This is a genomic window from Trichocoleus desertorum AS-A10, assembly GCF_039962155.1.
Classification (GTDB): domain Bacteria; phylum Cyanobacteriota; class Cyanobacteriia; order FACHB-46; family FACHB-46; genus Trichocoleus.
Genome location: NZ_JAMPKN010000036.1, coordinates 14289 through 34883, shown reverse-complemented (window position 1 = coordinate 34883; position 20595 = coordinate 14289). Strand labels below are relative to the sequence as shown.

The following is a 20595-nucleotide window of genomic DNA, read 5'->3' as shown; positions in this document are numbered from 1 at the left end:
TTTATTTTTTTTGGTTAGGCGTTCCCGTAGCAATCGGACCAAAAACAACGCTAGGGCTGTTGCAGACGGCATGGCCGCCATGAACGCATCGCTAAGGGGGATTGGTTAGTTGCTCCCCAGAGCAGCAGACTAACGAGAGCATCGGGCTTGTAGCCGCTGCAAAGGGGCAAAAAGGCCGCTGTACTACTCCTTTTTGAGCCTTTTGTGTCCAACTTTAGGAACCATCAAGGACTATTAAAAAAGGGGTATAAATTGACGAGGCTGAAACGACCTGAAATCAGGGTGGGAGTTGTGAGTCAAAGCCCTATCAAAAAACGGTCCTTTTTTGATACCCTGGCGGCACACGAATGGGGCGATCGCCCTAAATCTTAATTGCGGGGGACGCAATTACTCAACGAGAGAATGAGGGTTGCAGACTCTAAAAACACCTAAGATTACGCTTGTAGTACGGGTGTTTTTGCATTTTGTAGGCCAGAATTAGTCCAGCTCGTTGTAGTACACATAGATCGAGCCTGTTTCAAACTTTCTACCGCTGAGTTCGGGCTACTGGCAGCCCCTGAGCGCAACCGTTGTACAGCTCTGACTTTTAGTGAAGGCGCAACTGCAAATTCTTTATCAGCAGTCAAAAATAATGAGTACGACAAGTAGCCTCTATGCAGAAGTTTGGAGGGATAACCAATGGGAACCAATTCCAAAACCAAATTGGTCAAAGGGCAAAAGTGTACCAGTTGGCGCTATAAGCCTCGGTACACCATACGAGTTATTTGCAGCTTTGGTGGGCTTTCATCGCCGCGAACTCTATCATCTTGGGCATACAGAAGAAATAGTTCCTCTTTCCCAACCGCGTGGTTTTCCAGCGGATATGAATTCTGTTTACAAAGAGTATTTTGAGAATAATTGGTCTAGCTTAAATCGTTATCTCACTTGGTTCATGGTTCAAGAAGTCATTGATTATGATTGGGGCAGGAAATTTCCACCCTGTACTGGGTATGTGAAAAGTCAGTATGCTCATTTATTTTGCAGTTCAGCTTCTTTCCCGGATAGTTTTCCAGATGATGAACCTGTTTATATGACGCAAAGAGAAGGGACAACCGAGGTTGCATGGGTAGAAAGCTACCGTGAGTTTGTAGGATGTCTAGACTGGTTTGTTGAAGAGTTACTAGAGTTGGGCAATCCAGAAGAAATAAGAATCATTTTCTGGCTTCACTGAATCAGCGATCGCCTTTGCCAACGAATTGAGATACTGTTAATATTCCAGCTATTGAGAATGCTTGAAACTGCTGATATACCAAGACCTCAAGCTAAAAATTCCTGCCTTGGGGTTGTAGGGGTCAAAAGCTCAAAGTGTAAGGGATCTCTACTGATATTTAGGCAAAGTTTAGGCAAGAAAAGTAAAGCGCTCTCTACAACCTATAGCTAGAGAGCGCTTTATTATTTCCATGAAAGGACTGCAAATCCTTTACCTCAAATCAACCTGCAAATATTCGGTCGTTTGTTTTACATCCGCTTCACCTGAACCAAAATGCAGCTTGTAGCGCTCTATAACTGTAAATAAACTCGTTTCCAAATCAACGTTTCAATTCTTCGCACGATTGATGAGTTTGTTTACAGCTGAGCTCGAAAGAGACTATCTCTAAAAGGAGCGTTTCTGAGAGAAGGTGACAGTAGTTTTAGCTTTGATTCTTGTTTAATGGCTCAATGTGCCTAAGGATGAATGGTAACGTTACCATTCATCTATACGACTTGGCATAAGCTTGGTCTGATAAGTTCTTGGGTTACTCATGCCAATTGTTGCAGTTGTAAATCAAAAAGGGGGGGCTGGCAAGTCCACTGTCTCAGTTCATCTAGCTCGTTGGCTGCTTAAGCTGAGTCAATCAGTTGTAGTTGTGGATGCAGATGCTCAGCAGTCGTCCTCCAAATGGTTGTCACGCTTAGACCAAACTATTCCTTGCCAAGTTGTTCACAGCCCAGATGAGCTTTTAGATGAAATGCCTAAGTTAGCTGAGTCCTATACTTGGGTGCTTGTTGATGGGCCAGCAGCTTTATCAGAAACGACAAGAGCAACCGTTTTGAGTGCTGACTTGGCAATTATCCCCTGTCAGCCAACTGGAGTTGATTTAGAAAGCGCCTCTGATACGGTGCGTTTAGTTCAGCAAGCTCAACGCATTCGTCGGGGAGATCCGAAAGCAGTTATTTTTGTGAATCGCGCTATCAAGGGAACGAAGCTTAAAGATGAAGCTATCGAGGTATTACGGTTATTCCCAGGTGTAACGGTATTAGATAAAGTGATTCATCAGCGACAAATTATTGCTGACTGTTTTGGGCAAAACTCTACCGTCTTCGATTTACCAGGAAGTCCAGCTGGAATTGCAAGGCGGGAGATGGAGGAATTATTTAAGCAGGCATTGGAGGGAATCAGTGGCTAAACCTCGGCAATCCTTAACCCAATCAATTGGTGATTCAGTCGTTAAAAAGTTTATTGCTGACCCTGATTCTATTCAGACTGAGCTGTCTTCACAATCTGTCTCTACCAAGAGTATTAAGCTACCGAAGCAGCAACCCCGGCGTTACTTTGACTCTAGCAAAATGGCGCAGCTTGTTCAATCTGTGCAAGAGCATGGAATTTTGGAGCCACTACTAGTCCGTCCAATTCCTACTGGAGGTTATGAACTGGTAGCTGGGGAGCGACGGCTACGAGCAGCACAAGTCGCGAAGCTGCAAGAAGTTCCTATTGTGGTCCGGGAATTAGATGATCGGCAAGCACTTCAAGTCTCTTTGTTGGAAAACCTGCAACGTGAAGATTTAAACCCAGTTGAAGAAACTGAAGGAATCTTGCAGCTGTTGGTGATCGCCCTAGATACTGCTCCTCAAGAAATAATCTCTTTACTTCATCAGTCATACAACGCTAAACAGCGAGGGAAAGAGTTGAATGATAACGTTACCATTCAACTGAAAAAGGTCGAGGACACCTTAGCAGTGGTTGGACGATTGAATGCTGAATCCTTCCGGTCTAACCGACTGCCACTCCTCAACCTACCGCCTAACATTCTGGAAGTGCTGCGCCAAGGCAAGCTTGAATACACGAAAGCAAGGGCGATCGCGAAGCTCAAAGATGAGCAGCAGCGGCAACTCCTTTTGCAGGAAGCGGTTGATCAGAACTTGTCGCTAGCGCAGATCAAGGAACGACTGAAGGAATTAACTCAGGCAGTGTCTAGTGAACCTACAGTGAGCGATCGCCTTGCTAGCGTATCTAAACGGCTGAAGGGCAAAAAATTACCAGACTCTCGGAAGCAGAAACGTCTGGAGAAGCTACTTCAAGAATTGGAATCACTGGTTGAGGATTCATTCGAGAGCAATGAGTCTTAAGACAATAGCTTATGCTGCTCCAAATTTCATGCCAACGTTGTGATTAAACGAGTCAACGAGCGCAATGATTTGGTCGGCATCATTATCCCTAAAAACACCATCTAATCCCTCGTGGTGGACTTCGGTAAAAGGTGGCTCGTAGAGCAATCCTGGGTCCATGATGCCGTTTTGAGTGAGGTAATCAATGATGGTTTCTACAAAACGAATTTGATTAGCATTAAAGTGAGTGCTCTCAAGATACTGACTAAATGCCTGCTTAGCAGCATTGCGATCGAGCCCTACCAGTTTGCGAATGAAAGGTTGGAGACTAAGATTTTTGCCGTAGACCTCTTCAAAGCGATCGCGATTCTCAATTGCTTCTGAATCGAAAAGCATTGCTTCTAGAGCAGCTAAATCTTCTGCGGTCAGCGGCAGGTTACGCTTGAGCTTGGCGATCGCAATATGGTTTTCATTGTCTCGAATGTAGGCTTCGACCTTCTTACGGTACTGGTAGGGGCTAAAGCCAGTTTGCTGGATAGGTACATCCACTTCTTCAATTGCGCCCAGCTCATCAGTAAAGTCGGTGTAGACGATCCGTTGCTCTTGAGCATCAATGAATTTGACGAGATCACGAAGCTGCTGCCTGACTTGCTCAATTTCTTCAGGTGTCACATTAGCCCACCAAGCTTCGGCTTGAACTTCCTCAATCAGCATCAGTTTGGCTTTGACCATTGGAATGGTCTGCTTTGCTTCTAGCCGATGCAAAACATCACGGAACTGATCGCGCAGCTTCGTGAGGTCTTTTGACTGTTTCAAAATTGCGAGTTGAAGCTTGAGACAGAGCAGGTCAAATCGCTTGATGAGTTGGTTTTCGCTGGGTAAGCCATTGGGAAGCTTGGAGAGTGAATCGGCGATCGCTTCTATATCAAGTTCACTCAAGTGCTCCCAACGATTGCGAGCGCTCAGTTCTTCTACCTTCTGCAAGTGACGGCGCACCAGGAAGTTATCACGCTCCATTGAGGCGACATGGCGATGCAGGTCATCCAATAGAGATTTTTGTAATTCAGTTTGCTCAGGTTTGGCAGTGGATTGGCGACGAAGCCGCTGACTTAGTTCTAGGCGAGCTTTGACCAGATGAGTCGTCAAAGATTCTGTCGGCTTAGGGTCAGATTCGTTGAGTTCTTGCCTGAAAAACTCAAAGTTACTGCACAGGTCAAAAATCAGAAACTCAGCTTTGTCTTCACCTGGGGCAAAGAGATCGGGGCAGAGGCGCGTGCCACGACCGATCATTTGATTAAACTTGACCCGCGAGTAAACGGGCTTAAAGAAAACGAGGTTAACAACCTCAGGCACATCAACACCCGTGTCGAGCATATCGACTGAAACAGCGATTGTTGGCTCCTGCTTAAAATCTGAGAAGTTATCTAACAGGTTTTGAGCATAGGAGATATCACTATGAATCGCTTGAGCAAACTTACCTTGATAGTGGGGGTAGTTTTTGTCAAATCTCCCCACAATGTACTCCGCGTGTTCCTGAGTACGAGCAAAGATGATAGTTTTGCCTAGGCGATCGCCCCCTTCTACCTTCAGACCCTTTTCCATAATCAGCTCTAAGGCTTGATCGATCGTGTTGTCGTTGAACAGCCATTGATTTAGACCAGAGGCGTTGATTTGAGGAGGTAAAGAACCGTCTTCTTCGTCTTGGAATTTCTCTTCGTATTCTTCCTGCTCAGCAGATGGGAGATCGGCATAGTGAATGCCTTGCTGCATGAACTTGAAAGGAACTTTGATACCTCTTGGCGGCACTAAATAGCGATCGCTAATCGCATCACTGAGTTCATAGGCAAAGGTGGGAACGCCAGATTCTAACTCAAAAATGCGATAGGTATCTCGATGCACTTCAGCCCGTGGGGTGGCGGTCAGGCCTACTAAGAGCGAGTCAAAGTACTCGAATAGAAAGCGGTATTTTTTGTAGATCGAGCGGTGAGCTTCATCCACAATGACTAAATCGAAGTGGCCAGGGCCGAAGATCCGCTGTCCCTCTGCACTGCGGTGAATGCGGTTGAACATGGTGGGGTAAGTGGAGAGCACCACGTTAGCGGTCTCAGCATCACCGCCTGTGCTCAGGTCAATAGCGGTCGCGGTGGGTAAGTGGCTCTTGAAGGCTCTGAGCGCTTGAGTCAGCAAAGCATTGCGATCGGCAAGGAAGAGGACTCGTTTAACCCAATTGGCCCGCATTAGTACATCGATTAAAGCGATCGCGGTTCGGGTTTTGCCTGTACCTGTAGCCATCACCAACAAAGCTTTACGGCCATTCTTGTCATCAAAGGTTTCAGTGATGCGGCGAATGGCTTCGGTTTGATAGCTGCGTTCGACGATAGCAGGGTTAACCAGCAACCGATGCAGCGGTTTGCGATTGCTGTGGCGGAAGATCAGCCGCTCTAATTCATCTCTTTTCAGGAAACCTTGAATCTCACAGGGTGGGTAATTGGTGTCATCCCAAATCCAAGTGGTGTAGCCGTTGCTGTAGAAGATGACAGGACGCTGTCCAAAGCGTTGCTCTAAGCAGTCGGCGTAAAGTTTGGCTTGGTGCTTGCCTTCTGCTGGGCTTTTGCGGGTACGTTTAGCTTCAACCAAAGCGAGCGGTTTGCCATCATTGCCCCAAAGCACGTAGTCTACTCGTCCTTTCCCGCTGTCGGTGGGCATTCCCTGAACTTCATACTCAGTCCAATTGGGTTGCTCAATGTTCCACCCTGCTTCTTTGAGCAAGACATCGATCAGGTAGCGACGAGTTTCGGCTTCGTTGTAGTTGTGGGGGTCGGGAACTGCTTCATTGTGCTGTTTGAGCGCTGCAAGCTCGGCTTTGAGTGCTGCTAGTTCTTGCTCAGTTTGCTGCTGTCGGGCTTCGGCAATCCGACGCATTTCGTCAACTTGAGAGAGCTGAGTCTCTAGGTTTTGGAGTTGTTGCCTTGAAAGGTCGGGTTGGCTAGCAGCACTCGGCTGAGGGATTAGGTTGCGATCGAAGGTGACGGAGGGGTGATTTTTGGCATTGGGGGAATAGGAGCGTGAGAGCCAGTAAAGAAAGTGAAAGAGCTCTTCAACCAGTCGCAGCGCATCTTTTTCAGTAATCAGGGTGGCGGCATGAACTGCTGTATTGCCCATTTTCTGAATGGCACGGACTTTAGGAAACAACCCTGGCTTGAGGTTGTCTTGGAAAGTGGGCTCGTGAATCAGTGCGCCTAAACTTTCGTCGTAGGGGAGCTGTAGGTAGGGGTCGTTCTCATAAAGCCAGTGAACGGCTTGCTCTAGGGTGAAGCGGGCATAGAAGCAACTGGCACGAGGGGCGGCGTAAACCAAGCTTTCGGCATGAGCGGCGTGTTCAAACAGAGTGGGGTAGCGGCTATGCAGAAAGTCAAAGTTGGATGCCATCTACAACTTCACAAATAAACTTATGGTATAAAATTCCCAATTCTTTCGTAGAAACCAGAATTTTAATGGGGTCGCTATGAATGATTCATCATCTCTTCACTTTCCAATTACGTACTTGCGGGTAACTGACAGTATCGAAACCGACACAACTATCTACTGATGCCATAGCAGTTTGTCTTAGAGTTTAAAGGCATTAGATTTCACGGTGTTCAGTGAAATGATCAAAAATACCCTGGTTAGTAGCCTGGCACTGCTTGTTAGTTGTGCAGTTCCAGCCGGAGCATTTTATCTAGCATTGCAGACTGCGCCATTCTTCGGCGGGGCTGCTTTCACAACCGCTTTAGTCTCTCTAGGAGGCTTGATTGGGTTACCGGGGCTGATTGGCGGGCTATTGGGACTGCTTGTCTTACAAGTCGTAGCTTATCTTGTCGCTTTCATCTTGTTGCAAGTTTGGCTAGCCTGGATTCCCGTTTAGTGGTGCCCCTTCTGAAAGAACTGTCAGTATCTATCTAAGCAATGGGAGACGATGTGATGTGGCAGTGGCTGAACTCTTGGCGACGTGCGATCAACAGAGGCAAACCTGCGGTTGAGGAAGCACCCCCACCGACTACCTTGCCTCACCCTGCCCCTCGAACAGCGGTGGCCCCTGCCTTAGCGCATCCACTTGCCGTTGATTTGCCCGAATCTAACTTGTTTTATCGCTCGATCGAGGGCAAGGTCATCTGCCGCTCGATTGCTTCGGGCAACATTGTGTGGGAATCCCAAGATGATGGGTACCCTTTGTGCGTCACTGATGACATCCTGTGGGTGGTGCAAGGTGACACGATTGCAGCGTATGTCACTATAAACGGGCGACTTTTGATGCGATCGCCACCGCTGTGGTTAACGGGTACAGTGACTCATATGCTGTGTGATCTATCTCAGCAAACCTTGCGTATCTATTCCACCTGTTCTCCTCCAAAACCCAATCTTGGAATACCACATTATGATCCTCCACCCGCTGAAGATGAAGCAGCGTATGAGATCAGTCTGATTACAGGAGAGGTCACTTCCCTATATCAAGTCACTCTACATTTCAAATCACGGCCTTTGGCTGAAAGCGGCGTTTTTGAGCCTGGCTATGACATTATGCCCAGAATGTCTAAAGCTTCGTTCGGCACAATACAAGGTCAGTCAATTGATGAGCAACGCCGACGCTTTGAGGAACGTCGTGATGAGCAATGCCAACGCTTTGAGGAACTGCGTAGCGAGAGGCAAAAGGCATATGCTCGTCGGCCCGGACAAAGCTATGAAAAAGCTCAGTTAAAGGCGACTTCAGTCGTCCTTTGCGAGTACGGTACTGATCAGGGCTTCGTACGTAAAACTATATTAAGTGTCTTTCCTAACGAAACGCCCGATGTAGGACAGTGGGAAGCGCTCTTAAAGGAATTTTGTAGAGGACCACTGCCTTGCTGAGGCTGATTCTGTATCCCCACTGCACAGTGGTCAACATGAGAAGTTCAAGTCTTAGCGTTTTGTGTCAGCTCTAAACTCAACGAAGGCGATCGCTTTTCCCTATCTGTGGAGGCCCAAACGACATATTCGCAGAGGCTCATCTAGGAACTAGTACCCGAACCTCTGATCAATCGTCAATAGGAATATCGAAAATGGCTCCTCGTCTCTTTAAATCAGTAATCTGAGAACTTGATAAACCCGTACAGCCAATCATAAGTGCCCCCTCAACATTAGCTCCGTCAAGCACGACTCCAGTGAGGTTGGCTCTGTACAAGTTTGCTCCAAGTCCGATAGCACGAATGCATTCCGATCTGTGATCCGAGGTGGGGTAGGGGGGATCCCAACGCATGTAGACGCCGTTGCGTTCGAGGGCGCGAATTTCGTCCAAGTCGTCCAAACCAAGGGCGAGGTTGATGACACTGTCGAGGACACGGTCGAGGACGAGGGCGAGGTCGAGGACGAGGGCACGGGTGCATTCGAGAGCAACGGCAAAGGCGAGGGCTCGTTCGACGGCGAGAGGGTCGGCGTAGGAGTCGATGGCGAAGTAGCTGGTGCTGGGGAAGCCGGAGGTCATGTCGTCGTCGAAGTCGCGGGCGAGGGTGTGGGCGCGTTCGATGGCGAGGTCGCGGGCATTGATAATTAGGTAATTGATTTCTTTAAGACGCGCTAGATAACTGGAGGGTAAAACACCTAGATCGGCATTTGTAAAGTTTGCTCCCTGCAACTTAGCACGCTCAAGGTCAGCACCACGCAAGTCTGTCCCAGTAAAATTTGCACCCGCTAAATACTCTGAAGAGAAATCAGTGTCAGATAAATCAGCTCCGACAAAATCCTGCGTTGGGTCTAATCCCAACATATCAGCTAGCTTGAAAAACTCGGTCGTTTGAGCATCAAGGACATCACCAATGGCTTGCTCTAGTTGTTCAAAGGAAGTCAGGTCAGCCATGCTCCCACCTCTCCTGACAAAGAGGGGCAGATTCAACCATTGGTTTGATATATCGAAGAGCGATCGCTCGTTTAATCACAACAAGCTTATTGCGATGAATCTTTTCAACTTTCCTTCGTGCCCAGTAGTAATGAACATCCTCTTGCTCAATTTGTCTCCAGGTGATCTGAACATCCTCACCTCGAACCATAAAATCAGCAGTTATTTCACAAGGAAGCTCATCAACTTGAAGAGTACCCAATGGTATTTCTGTGAGCATTCCTTCTAAAATTGGGCGATCGCCGTAAGCTTCAAAGATCCAGGCAGGTTTGTCTTCAGAGCCTATCTTCTCAACCTGAAAAACTTCTACGGTAGTCTTCTCAGTTGATCCTTCAGTTGCTTGCGTTCCCATACTAGGAGCATTCGATGCTGCGCTTGCCTGAATTGCAGAGGATTTAGTCTTTTGCGTTTCTACCGTGATCGATGCCTTGAATGGTTCTAAAAGGGTTGTCTTTTCTAATGGCAATTTGCAATTTTGAAGGGTCAATCGAAGCTGTCCCCGCTTTATGCCAACGGTTGCCCGTCCTCCTGGTAGCCCTAGCCGAGTGCCACCTGGCACTACTATTTCCTGCTCACCACTAAAGCTGATACTAAGACTGAGATCAAATTCTTTTGGATGAGCTGTTACCTGTGTCTTGTTTGATTTCAGTAACAAGGCCTTAGGGTCTTCAGATTTTGCCTGAAGGTGGAGTTTCATCGCTACGCAGTCAGGAAACTTACTCTCTACTTGAGGCTCTGGGCTGACATTCATCAGGGCGAAAGCTTGAGAACTATGCTGCTCTATTCTGGCATTTCAACTAATTTTGTCTAGAGGAAAGCTACGGTAGGGCGATCGCTCAAAAACGGGACAGTTTAATTCATTAAGCATAAAACCAAACTAATTGCTAAAAGGCAATCATGGCGAGGTTTGGAGGTCAAGATTACGGTTCTAAAGAAACACCTTCGTAAATCTGATCAATCGCGCACTCAAATTCTAGGCTTTCTAAAATGAGGGTTTCACCAGCAGTGTAGGGATGGTAAAGCCACATCCGACCTTCACCCCGCCGATAGCGCTCGACGCTAATTTTCTCGGAGTCGATTAGGACGTATTCTTGCAAGCTATCTAGGTTGCGGTAGTTTTTGAATTTGTCGCCTCGGTCGTTGGCTGCGGTGCTGGGGGAAAGTACTTCAACAATGACGCAAGGATCTTGAATGAGTTGACGTGCTTGCAAATCTCGATCGCTGCATGTAACCACTAAGTCGGGATAGTAGTAGATGCTGCTACTCACTTGCACTTTGACATCAGCCACAGTAGCCACACAGCCACGGTGTCGCAAGTGAGGCCGCAAAGCGCTGTAGAGGTTGAGAGCCAACAGGTTATGAGCAATGCTACCGCCTGTCATGGCAATAATCGCCCCGTTGACATACTCATGATGAGTGTCTTGCTCAGTTTCCCAAGCTAAGTACTCTTCGGCGGTTAGGTGGGGTTGCGGTGAGGCAATCATGGCTAGATTAAGAGACTACGACTTCGGTAACCATTTAAAGCTCTCCACGAAAAGCTTTGTGAAGAAGAGCATTAAAAAAACTTACATTTGTATTCTGAAAATTCAAAAGTTTCCTTCTCGCTTCATTTTGAAAATTAACTAATTGAACAAAGCGATCTTGTTCAGGCACCGGCGGCAATAATTTGTAAAGCTTTTATTTTTGTCAAATTTAGATATGGCTGTCCTGCACCTCCAACATGCATTGCCAAATACTTTTGATATTGTGGAAGATTGAGCTGATGTATGAGAAATTCTGGGCAGATTGTGGAAGAGTCACAAGTGATTTTAGCTACTCCAGTTGTAGATAAAAGAGCAGGATAATCTTGATCAAAGAGACAAGCTTTTCCAACTGTATGGCCGACGCGAGCCATGAGAAGATCGTTTTTTCTTACCGCACTGCGTTTTAGCTCATTAAACTTCTGTTGTGTAATAAATTTGAAGTCTTTATTGTGGAAAGTAAGAGGCTTAATATTATTTATCCGAATAACCGGTATGCCTTCCTCAACGTATTCTTCTTGTTTGAGGCTAGCTCCAAATGGACCATCCACAATTGCATAACGAGCCTTCGTGGCCACATCCGAAATAGGCATGAGATTCCAACTTTTCGGATTTATTATAGGATCACCGAACATTTCTAAGAAAGCCGATCGCAAGAGTTCTTGTGTAAGGGCGATCGCCTCCTGCCTCTTCCGTCGAATAGCATCAGCGCGATCGAGTATGGCAGCAATACGATTTTGTTCTTCCAACGGAGGAATAAGTATAGGAGTATTCCGAATACTTTCTTGAGACACATTCCGCATAGAACCACTTGTACCTGTCGCATGACTCTCTAAATGAGTTCGAGCTTCTTGAGTACGAAGTGCGTGAAGCAAATATAAGGGGTTAGCTAGATTTAAATTTGGGTTCAAACGAAGAGTTTTGTCTGAAAGAATTAAATTTGGATAATCCTCTCTTGCTATTGCCACAGCTCCAACCAGCTCAACTGTGTTAGCTCGGGATAAAAGAAGATCACTAGTCCGTACTGTTGGTATACCGTCTGCTTTGAACTCAGGAAATAAAGCTTTATTTTCCTGGCATCGGAATTCTCCCCACGTTACAGAACTAACCTTTAAAACACCCCATTCCCCAGCATCTGCTGGCCTTTCTTGAGCTTTGGGGCTTTTGCCTGCCTCAATACTATGGAGTACTTCACCTAATTTCGACCATTTCCAGCCAGCAGGTAAAGTACGAGATTTAATGCTCATTCAAACAATCTCCCCAAACCGTCAAGGCTAGATCAATTCCAATTTCTAGCGATCGCCTTTTGTAGCCTATAAACATCAATTTTTATTGTCCCTGTAAAACCCGCGAAGTTGTAAGGTTTAAAGCCCCAAAAAGTGGTGAGGCGATCGGACTGTCGGCTTCATAGACCTGCTCCTCATATAGCCCTTCCACCCACTCCAAGACCGTCACCCTTTGCTGCATTGGGTCAACAATCCAATACTCCGCGATCGCTCGTGCTGCATACTCCGATCGCTTATAGCGGTAATCCCGCTTTTCCTGCCCTGGGCTCACCACCTCAACCACCAACAGCGGTGGCGGCATTTCTGGCATCACCGTCGAGCGGCTAGCTCCCTCTAGAGCCGCTGCCAACTCATCAGACAGCACCATCACATCCGGGAAGCGTGTCGTTGCCCGTGAGCCACTGACCACAATTTCAGTCTTCATCGTCAGCCGATAAGCCGGGATGCCCTGTTGTAGGAAATAAGCGAACAAAAAACTAGCGATTCGGCGATTTAGCTCACTCTCCGGCGGCATCTCAACCAACTCTCCATTCACCAACTCATAAACATTGTCTGTACCGTCGTCATAGGTGAGGTACTCTTCCAGCGTCATCTTCTGAGAAGTCACAGTCATGATCGCCTAGCCTCCAGCAAACCCAGTTCAGCTATATGGTTCATCCTAGCAACCGCTCCAGCTCATTCAAATCGCCCCGAATCTCGTCTTCGAGCGATCGCAGCTTCTGCAAAATCACCTTCGGCGGTTCGTACTCCACCTCCTCATGCTCCACTTCCTTGTAGCGGTTGATTGAGAGGTCGTAGTTATTCGCCGCAATCTCGGCCTTGGGCACAAAGAAAGCCTTGCTCGTGCGGTCAGTCTCCTGCTCTGGATTTCGGGTTTGCCAGCACCGCAACAAATCTGGGATGTCGTTCTGCTCCACAGGCTGCCGCTTGTCATCCAGCGACAAGCCATCCGCATCCATGTCGTAGAACCAAACGTGATCCGTCCCACCTGCGCCCGTCTTCGTGAAAATCAAAATCGCCGTTGAAACACCCGCATACGGCTTAAATACGCCCGATGGCATCGAGATCACCCCATCCAGCTTGTGATTCTCCACCAACAACGTGCGGATGTCCTTGTGCGCTTTAGATGAGCCAAACAGCACCCCATCGGGCACGATCACTGCTGCCCGTCCCCCAATCTTCAGCAGCCGCAGAAACAACGCCACAAACAGCAGCTCAGTCTTAGTAGTCTTAATAATCTTGGTCAGGTCTTTCGCGATCGTTGACTGCTCAATCGACCCTTTAAACGGTGGGTTCGCCAGAATCAGCGTAAACGCCTCCTCAATCCCAGCATGATCCTCCGAAAGTGAATCTCGCGCTTCAATTTTTGGGTCTTCAATCCCGTGCAGCATCAAGTTCATACTGCCAATTCGCAACATCGTCGCGTCAAAGTCGAACCCATGAAACATTTCTGCATCGAAGTGTTCACGGTTCCCTGGCCCATTCAAGATCAAATTACCAGCGCTGTCCTTCTGCTCGCGCACGTACTCCGCTGCCGCCACCAAAAAGCCCGCCGTACCACAAGCAGGATCGCAAATAATTTCCCTTGGCCCTGGAGCCATCAGCTCCACCATCATCTTGATAATGTGCCGAGGCGTACGAAACTGCCCATTCGTGCCCGCTGTACTCAGCTTTGACAGCATGTACTCGTACAGGTCGCCCTTCGTGTCCCGATCCTCCATTGGGATCTGGTCGATTTGGCCTACCACATTCGCCAGCAGCGCTGGGTTCGCAATCAGGAACATTGCGTCCTTCATGTGGCGAGTATAGGCATTCGCAGCCAACGGCCCACCTAAATTCTTGATGAACGGAAACGCCTCATCCCGCACCAACTTCAGCATTTCCTCAGCATTCGTCAAATTCTTGAAATGCGACCAACGACAACGCTGCTGCTCCGCCGAAAAGATTGGCTCTTGCACAGGCCGATTCAACCGCTGGGCCTTGCGCTCCTTCGCCAGCTCCAGGTCATCCAGCCGCTTGATGAACAGCAAGTAAGAAATCTGCTCGATCACCGATAGCGGGTTACTAATCCCGTTATTCCAAAACGTCGTCCAAAGGCGATCGACCTTAGACTTCAACTCACCCGTAATCATCCATTTACTCCCAAAAGTGGCGCAGCAATTTCACAGAAACGAGAAACTGCATCAGATTGCGCGATCGCTATTTTAAAGCCAAATTGACGATGCCCCCTTAGACAACACAACACTCAAAGACATTGCAGTTTCCCAAGCAAAGCTAGAAGCTCATCGTCTGTAAGGTGATCCCTACTCTTTCGACCAAAATGATCAGCAACAAATTGATCAGCTTGTGAGCATGTCCATTCCAGCCGCTTAACATGAACCTGAATTTGAGCGATCAAGTCACTCAAATCCAAAGAATCATAGCCAACAGGGCTGGTTTCAGGAATGTGGTTACGCTCAAAGACATATTCAGGCTCAGGAATAAATTCAGGTTCAGCAAGCTGTTCAATTACGACGTTGTTGTCAAGATGAGAGAGAAAACCAAACCGGCTTTGCCGCCTTTGATTCCTTTCAGACTCCTGCTTTAACCTAGTTTCCTTAAGCTGCTTGTGGATACCTTCAATAACTTTTTGGGCAGCAGCATCAGGCGGCTTCCAGGCATCATTAAACCCTGTGGAAAACCCCCCAGACCCCCCATCATAAAAAGCAGAAGAGGTATCAGGGCCAATGGAGGAGGCCACTGATACCTCCCCTCGCACAAGCTTATTGGCGTCTTTAGGTAGGAATTCCTCTTCCTGTAAGGATTCTGTGGCTTCAGGGTTATTAAAGTTTTGCTCTTTAGGTAGGAATTCCTGTGGTGAGACTTGGAGTTTTCGTGGGTCCCATAAATCTCGATTCTTGCTTAAGGTATCGCTGCCGATGCCATAGTGCTTCAGCGCTTTGAATCGAGCTGTTACTTGGGCTGGTAACGTACCTTGATTCAGCATGTCAGCGATCGCAGCTCGAATTCGCTCTCGTGCTGATAGAGCCTGTTGTTGGTTCCAGGTCGGTGTTGAGGTAATTCCATCTGCTATGAGCTTGTTGGAAGTCCCTTTAGAGCCGTAAGGGTAGTAACGTTTCTCAGCTGCTCGTGCATACTCTCTAGTTCGCAACTCTAGTTCATGTTGATGCTGGCAAAATTCAGAGAAACCAGGTAGTAGACGGGCGGTCTGGACAATTGCATCTGCTAATTGTTCACCAGTTAAGGGCTCACCTCCATAAACAACGTGGTGAAAGACACGCGCTCTGCAAGCAATCTTTCCTAACAAGTGGTTAGTTTGTCCTAGTCCCGTCCACCCAGGCTCAATCTCAGCATTAAGGTCATTGAGGAATTTTTGAGCCCTTCCGCGTACAAAGTATTGCTTACGCTGTGTTTTTTTGAGCGTCTTCTCTATAGCCTGACTATCAATATCGTTTCTGGCCTGAGCAAACTTCCAACGCGATACAAATGCAGCATCGGTACTGTAAGTGGGCTCCCAGTTTTTATCTAGAAGGTAGCTTCCCGATTGGAGAGGCAATCGATGGCCATTGTATAGAGTTAGGTCATGCTCACCATAAGGCTTAGGGTTAGGAAAAATTTCCAATTGCCCTGGTTGGACTTTAAATCCAGCATTTTCTAGAAGAGTTTGAGCAACTAGAGTGATCGCCCATGAGCGTTGAGCTTTCTCAAAGGGAAAGTAAAGGTGAATGCCGCTTCGATAGCTCGATTGAACAGCAACGTACTCCACTAAACCAACTAGCTCTAAAGCCTCCAGAATGCGTCCTATAGACCAGGGGTCACACCCTGGGTGGTAGTGGCTAGTTGGGTCCAGATCGAGCATCAAGTAATCGGTTTGAGAGCCAAACCTCACTCCATAAAGGTAAGCTCCCTGACGAATCAGGCGATCGCTAAGGAGATGTTTGCTCTCAGTTTTCCACTCTGGCCTGGTTCCTGGCTCTGGATGCTCTGCATATAGGTAGTCGCCTCGGTGCGGAAAGATCCCAAGGAACTCATCATTCCACTCCCGAACGTAATCAAACCTTTTAGGTTTGGATGGGGCAAGTGCTACCATACTGCACCAGCCCCATTCAATACATTAGCTAGTTCAATTTCACTGAAATCCAGCGGTTTTGCCATCTTAGCTCCTTTTTTCGAAGCCGAGATAGACGCTCTTCACTAGTACGTCAGCTGAAGGTACTAGCCTATTTACAAGGGTTTAGCTTATAAATAAGATAGAGCCATCACGCCAAAGTAGGCGACTACTCGGCTCTTGCAGTTGAAACTGCGACATTGTGTGTATTCAAGAGCTTGGATGACATCAGGGTTCGGTGGGGCTCAATCACGTTGCCCGTCGTCATCCTTGTCTCTTGTTAAGAATCATCATAGAATAAAGCTATGATGTCAAGTCAAGTGAATACCAAAATTAAGTTTAAAAGATGGCGGCAAGGCTACAAGTAAAACCTGAGCATTGTTCCCCTTTAGGTAAGCTGATCCTACAGCATATGAAGGATCACACCGTCAGCATGAATGAACTGGCAAAGCAAGCTGGTATTAGTCAACCAGGTTTGAGATCAGCCTGCTTCAAAGGGACAAATCCAACAGACTCCACACTTAATAAGCTGTCTCACGTTTTAGGCAGACCTGCTTTAGAGTTATACAACTTAGCGCATGAAGGCAGGCTTGAAGCAACACTTCAAGACGAGGCATGCCTCAGTAACGCTCGTGATGCCTTAGTCAGAGAAATTTTTGAGACTGCTGCTGAGTTAGGATTATCAGCACCAAAAAACAAACCTCCCAAGAACACCATCAAAGAGGCTCTTCTCACACTTGGTTTTTGCTCTAACTCGTAAAACTAGAACGCGTAGGGCTCTACTTGGTTTGCGCAGTCAAAACAAAAATCAAACTAAGCAACGAAACCGTAACTTTCTGTTCAAATGCGGCTGCTAGTCCAAAATCATGTCGTCGCATAGGCACGTGTCCTTGACCTTACTCTCAATCCTTATGATGGGAAAGTGCTTATGAAACGCGTTTCATAAGCACTTTCAAAAAATTCTAACGATCAAAGCCAAAAGGCTCATGAATTCCGTCTTCTAAGCAATTACTTTTTCATAACTACAAGCTAGTTTCATCCGTCCAATCTTGGGGTAAAGGTAGCAAAGGTGTAGCAAAATGCCATGCGATCGCTAAAGTATGCAAGCAGCAAGGGTTTCATGCGACAAAATGTAGAGAGGTTCAATTGGGACAATTTGAATTAGTACCGCTCTTGCTCATATTCTAGAAGTTTATACGAAAGACACAAAGTCTCTAAAACCTTTACCTAGTCTAAGCTTTAAGGATTAAATAGCGGCAAATGACAGCTTCACCAGTTTGAACCCTGTATTTGTTAGAAACGCGATCCCTTTAGTCATTGAACATCAATAGACTTATGGAAAGTTGGCTTTATTGGCTCTAACGATCCTTTCTTCGTGTTAGATAAGCGTAGGGCCGGGGGTATATTAGAGCTAGAGGTCTATCTGTGGCCCTGCCAGTAGAGCTTCATTGCTCTACTTGATATCAGAATTTATTGAGCTTACCCGTCGAGGGGGCTATGTCAGTTTGAAACTGCATAGCCCCCTCGACTTTTTTGTGCATTTTTGTAGCCACTTACCCAGGAGATACCATGCCTGATTCGCATCCTTCGAAATCAACTAAAGCCAGAACTAAAAGGAAATCTCGGCTTCTTCATCAACGAAAGTCTGCTTGCAAAGGGGTCAAGTCTCGTCGTGGACAACCAGAACTTTATGACGAACTCAAGCGAACTGTTTCAATTAGCATCACACCTACTGGAGTTCAAGGACTCGACGAAATTAGCCAAGCACTAGGTATCTCTCGTAGTGAATTCGTTGAAAGAATCGGTCGGAAAACAATTCAAATCATTATCCCATAGGTAATTAGCTAAGCATCAAGACCTTATCTTCTTGAAATAGGCCAAAAGGATATGAAAGGTAGAAACGTCGGATCAGAAATAAGTTCGACTTGTAGCGGCTTCAGGATTTATTTAAATCCTTTGATTTTGAAAAAAGCCCGGAATTATTTATTAGAAGCTCAACTAAACAAGAGCTTCATAAGCCCTGGAAACAATAGATTGAAGGATTTTTCTCTAGCAAGGTTTGAGTATTCCTAGTAACTCCTTTGCGTTACTAATATGGGGTTAAATTATAAATTTTGCTTCTAATAGCAATGTAAGTTAACCCCCCTCTCTGAAACTACTTGGCTTCTAAACAAAAGCTAATTCTGCACATCCTACAACTTTTTCCGAGTAATCAATCATGAGCAAGAAATTAAGTGTATTCAAGGTCATTGAACTTTACAAGGAATCTTTGCAAGCAGTTCATTCGCCAGAACAATGGAAGTATCTATTTAACCACCTTAATACAGGTTTTCTCAGGTTTGTTGCAACTGGTATGGGATTTAAGCGTCAAGGTTCCCAAGGAAAAATGACGAAGCATGATACACAACGAGCCTGGGATTTCTTCCGTAATTTATCAAGCGATCGCTTGATGGAAATTGAAGACGCTTTGTATCGAGGATACGATTTACTTAATCCTCCACAAGCCAGCCGAAACACTTATGGTGCAGCAGTCAAAGGTTGCTTGAAGTGGACTCAAGCAGAAGGTTTCTATCCTGGTTCAGGTAGTGATGACTGGGAGCAGAAATGTGCTCCTCGAATGCACCGAGGTCGAGGTGGTATTGCTGAGATGAGGTTGACGGAGAGACGAGGACGCTATCCTCAATATGGCTTGCGACCAGAGGAGCTAACAGCCACCCAGCAACAAAATGAAGCAGCCTTCCGAACTTTTTATTCAGGATATTGCCGTCCGAGAAATTTAGTTAAGACTTTGGAAGCAAGCTCCATTGATATTTATCTCGAACAAAGCCGATTATTCCTCGGATTTTTTAAGAATGTGTATCAGCCTGGCATTCCTGAGGAGCAATTAAATTTTGATTTACTACTTCCTAAAGTAAGCGAGGAAGACTTAGAAGATTTGTCTCGCAGAGAAACTCGAAAACTTTGGCAGGAAGGTATTGATCAAACTGATGATTGGGTCATGGCCTATCAACAATACATTAACGAGTTCTGCGGTTCCTTTAGCCCTCATACCTGGGCAGGCAAAGAATCTGCCTTGCTTGCGATCGCCAAGTTTCAGTACCGCACGTTGGTGAGCCGCAGGCAGGATTTTTACCAAATCCCTATGATTACCCACCTTCAGGATCAATGCTCAGCGACAGAGGTGTTACGTGAGCAGTGGCGGAGAACAAAAAAGTCAGTTGTTAAGCAAGAAGATAAGTGGCCAGATCCAGTCCTAGGTGAAACTGCTTTAGAGACATTGTATAAGGAGGTCACAGAACCTCTCAGGCTTGAGGCACGACCCCATAATAGTAGGAAGCAAATTCGAGCTCGAACTAGTATTGCAAAGTCTACCTTTATCTTTCTGTTTTGGTACCTGTTGACGACCTTTCCACCTAGGCGGCAAGAAGACTATCGAGAGACTAGAATTGCTTTGAGTTGTCCCATAAAAAAGCCTGAGGAAGTTCCGGTTCACGGATTGTATTTACCACCCATTGAGTTTAAGCACCGTAAGAAGAACCGCAATGGCCAATTGGCAGACAATTGCTTGTCCCGCGTTTATAAACATGCAGGCAAGAATTATCCAGAGGGTGTTTATGTTATTGACTTTAACGATTACAAGACGGATGGGTTCTACGGCAGACAAACTTTTATAATTCCCAATCGCTTGTTTTCCGACAACCTCACCTTTTATGACTACATGGATCGCTGGCTTTTTGGGGAGTGGATGCAAACAAAAAGTGTCAAAGCTGAAGTTTATCGAGGTTGGCAAAGGGAGTTTCTAGGCAAGAGAATGTTATTGATAACTGCTGGTCGTATGGATTTCGACCCAAAAGATCATCATCAACCCCTAGAAGACGAGGTCGGGGAGCAGTATATCTGGGGCTACTGGTGGGTGAAGCCAAGAGCAGGAAATAAATTTTGTGACTCCAATTTGGCTAGAAGCTTTAGTACTCCTGCTCATCGCTTAATGAAAACACCAAAACGTCCCACTCCACATACCCTGAGATACATATGGGCTACTTGGGCCTTTCAAAAAGGTTTAAGTGACCGTCAACTAGAATCGCTAGCTTATATGATGGGTCACTCGCTAGAAACGTTAAAGCGAATGTACGATCGCAGCACACATGAAGACAAAATACGTCCGATTCAGGCTGCGATCGATGAGGTGCTCCTGCGAGATTTAGAAGATGTGCATTCTATGGCTCAGGCAGCATTCAGCTTGAGCGAGATGACAATGATGGCAAAAGGGCTAAGTCAGGAAGAGCGACAGCAACTGATTCAGCAGCTACTCAATGACGAGCCATCGGATATCTAATATGATTGGCCCTCTAAGACTCGTTAAGGCCTCCTTAGAGGGCAAGTCAATGCGGATAAACAATACGCGATCACTACTTTGCTTGATCTGCA

15 protein-coding genes are annotated in these 20595 nt (G+C 46.6%); 7 read left to right on the top strand and 8 right to left on the bottom strand.

The window, feature by feature from the left end:
• The first annotated feature begins 631 nt into the window (after positions 1-631).
• The 3 genes from NDA01_RS25380 to NDA01_RS25370 all read left to right on the top strand — a co-directional run bounded on the left by NDA01_RS25380 (position 632) and on the right by NDA01_RS25370 (position 3366).
• Positions 632-1210, top strand: a complete 579-nt coding sequence (locus NDA01_RS25380) for a hypothetical protein (RefSeq protein ID WP_190564197.1) — start codon at positions 632-634, stop codon at positions 1208-1210.
• A gap of 571 nt (positions 1211-1781) precedes the next feature.
• Positions 1782-2426 carry an AAA family ATPase gene (locus tag NDA01_RS25375; protein ID WP_190559598.1) on the top strand — a complete coding sequence of 215 codons (645 nt, stop codon included), beginning with the start codon at positions 1782-1784 and terminating at the stop codon, positions 2424-2426.
• On the top strand, positions 2419-3366 hold the full coding sequence (locus NDA01_RS25370; RefSeq protein WP_348230172.1) for a ParB/RepB/Spo0J family partition protein: 948 nt from the start codon (positions 2419-2421) through the stop codon (positions 3364-3366). The genes NDA01_RS25375 and NDA01_RS25370 overlap by 8 nt, the downstream gene beginning before the upstream one ends.
• A 9-nt stretch (positions 3367-3375) precedes the next feature.
• Here NDA01_RS25370 and NDA01_RS25365 read toward each other — a convergent pair whose 3' ends face one another.
• On the bottom strand, positions 3376-6774 hold the full coding sequence (locus NDA01_RS25365; protein ID WP_348230171.1) for a DEAD/DEAH box helicase family protein: 3399 nt from the start codon (positions 6772-6774) through the stop codon (positions 3376-3378).
• A 217-nt stretch (positions 6775-6991) separates the two neighbouring features.
• Between NDA01_RS25365 and NDA01_RS25360 the strand changes: the two genes are divergently transcribed.
• Together NDA01_RS25360 and NDA01_RS25355 are read left to right on the top strand one after the other, a co-directional pair.
• Complete coding sequence (locus NDA01_RS25360; protein ID WP_190559596.1) at positions 6992-7249, top strand: hypothetical protein; 258 nt, start codon at positions 6992-6994, stop codon at positions 7247-7249.
• A gap of 56 nt (positions 7250-7305) precedes the next feature.
• Positions 7306-8229 (top strand): hypothetical protein, encoded by a 924-nt coding sequence (locus NDA01_RS25355; RefSeq protein WP_348230170.1) that lies wholly within the window; start codon positions 7306-7308, stop codon positions 8227-8229.
• A 166-nt stretch (positions 8230-8395) separates the two neighbouring features.
• Here NDA01_RS25355 and NDA01_RS25350 read toward each other — a convergent pair whose 3' ends face one another.
• The 7 genes from NDA01_RS25350 to NDA01_RS25320 form a co-directional block, all read right to left on the bottom strand.
• Positions 8396-9214: a pentapeptide repeat-containing protein gene (locus NDA01_RS25350; RefSeq protein WP_348230169.1), complete on the bottom strand. Its 819-nt coding sequence runs from the start codon at positions 9212-9214 to the stop codon at positions 8396-8398.
• Positions 9207-9740 (bottom strand): hypothetical protein, encoded by a 534-nt coding sequence (locus tag NDA01_RS25345; protein WP_348230168.1) that lies wholly within the window; start codon positions 9738-9740, stop codon positions 9207-9209. Before NDA01_RS25345 ends, NDA01_RS25350 begins: the two co-directional genes overlap by 8 nt.
• Positions 9741-10173: 433 nt before the next feature.
• Positions 10174-10737 carry a Uma2 family endonuclease gene (locus tag NDA01_RS25340; protein ID WP_348230167.1) on the bottom strand — a complete coding sequence of 188 codons (564 nt, stop codon included), beginning with the start codon at positions 10735-10737 and terminating at the stop codon, positions 10174-10176.
• 161 nt (positions 10738-10898) lie between these two features.
• On the bottom strand, positions 10899-12020 hold the full coding sequence (locus NDA01_RS25335; protein WP_348230166.1) for a restriction endonuclease subunit S: 1122 nt from the start codon (positions 12018-12020) through the stop codon (positions 10899-10901).
• Between the two features lie 82 nt (positions 12021-12102).
• Positions 12103-12672 carry a Uma2 family endonuclease gene (locus NDA01_RS25330; RefSeq protein ID WP_348230165.1) on the bottom strand — a complete coding sequence of 190 codons (570 nt, stop codon included), beginning with the start codon at positions 12670-12672 and terminating at the stop codon, positions 12103-12105.
• A gap of 40 nt (positions 12673-12712) precedes the next feature.
• Positions 12713-14191, bottom strand: coding sequence for a type I restriction-modification system subunit M (locus NDA01_RS25325; RefSeq protein ID WP_348230164.1), 1479 nt, complete (start codon positions 14189-14191; stop codon positions 12713-12715).
• A gap of 113 nt (positions 14192-14304) precedes the next feature.
• Positions 14305-16149, bottom strand: coding sequence for a hypothetical protein (locus tag NDA01_RS25320; RefSeq protein ID WP_190559580.1), 1845 nt, complete (start codon positions 16147-16149; stop codon positions 14305-14307).
• A 364-nt stretch (positions 16150-16513) separates the two neighbouring features.
• Between NDA01_RS25320 and NDA01_RS25315 the strand changes: the two genes are divergently transcribed.
• Positions 16514-16927, top strand: a complete 414-nt coding sequence (locus NDA01_RS25315; RefSeq protein WP_348230163.1) for a helix-turn-helix domain-containing protein — start codon at positions 16514-16516, stop codon at positions 16925-16927.
• Between the two features lie 1458 nt (positions 16928-18385).
• Positions 18386-20503 (top strand): site-specific integrase, encoded by a 2118-nt coding sequence (locus NDA01_RS25310; RefSeq protein ID WP_348230162.1) that lies wholly within the window; start codon positions 18386-18388, stop codon positions 20501-20503.
• Positions 20504-20595: the final 92 nt, after the last annotated feature.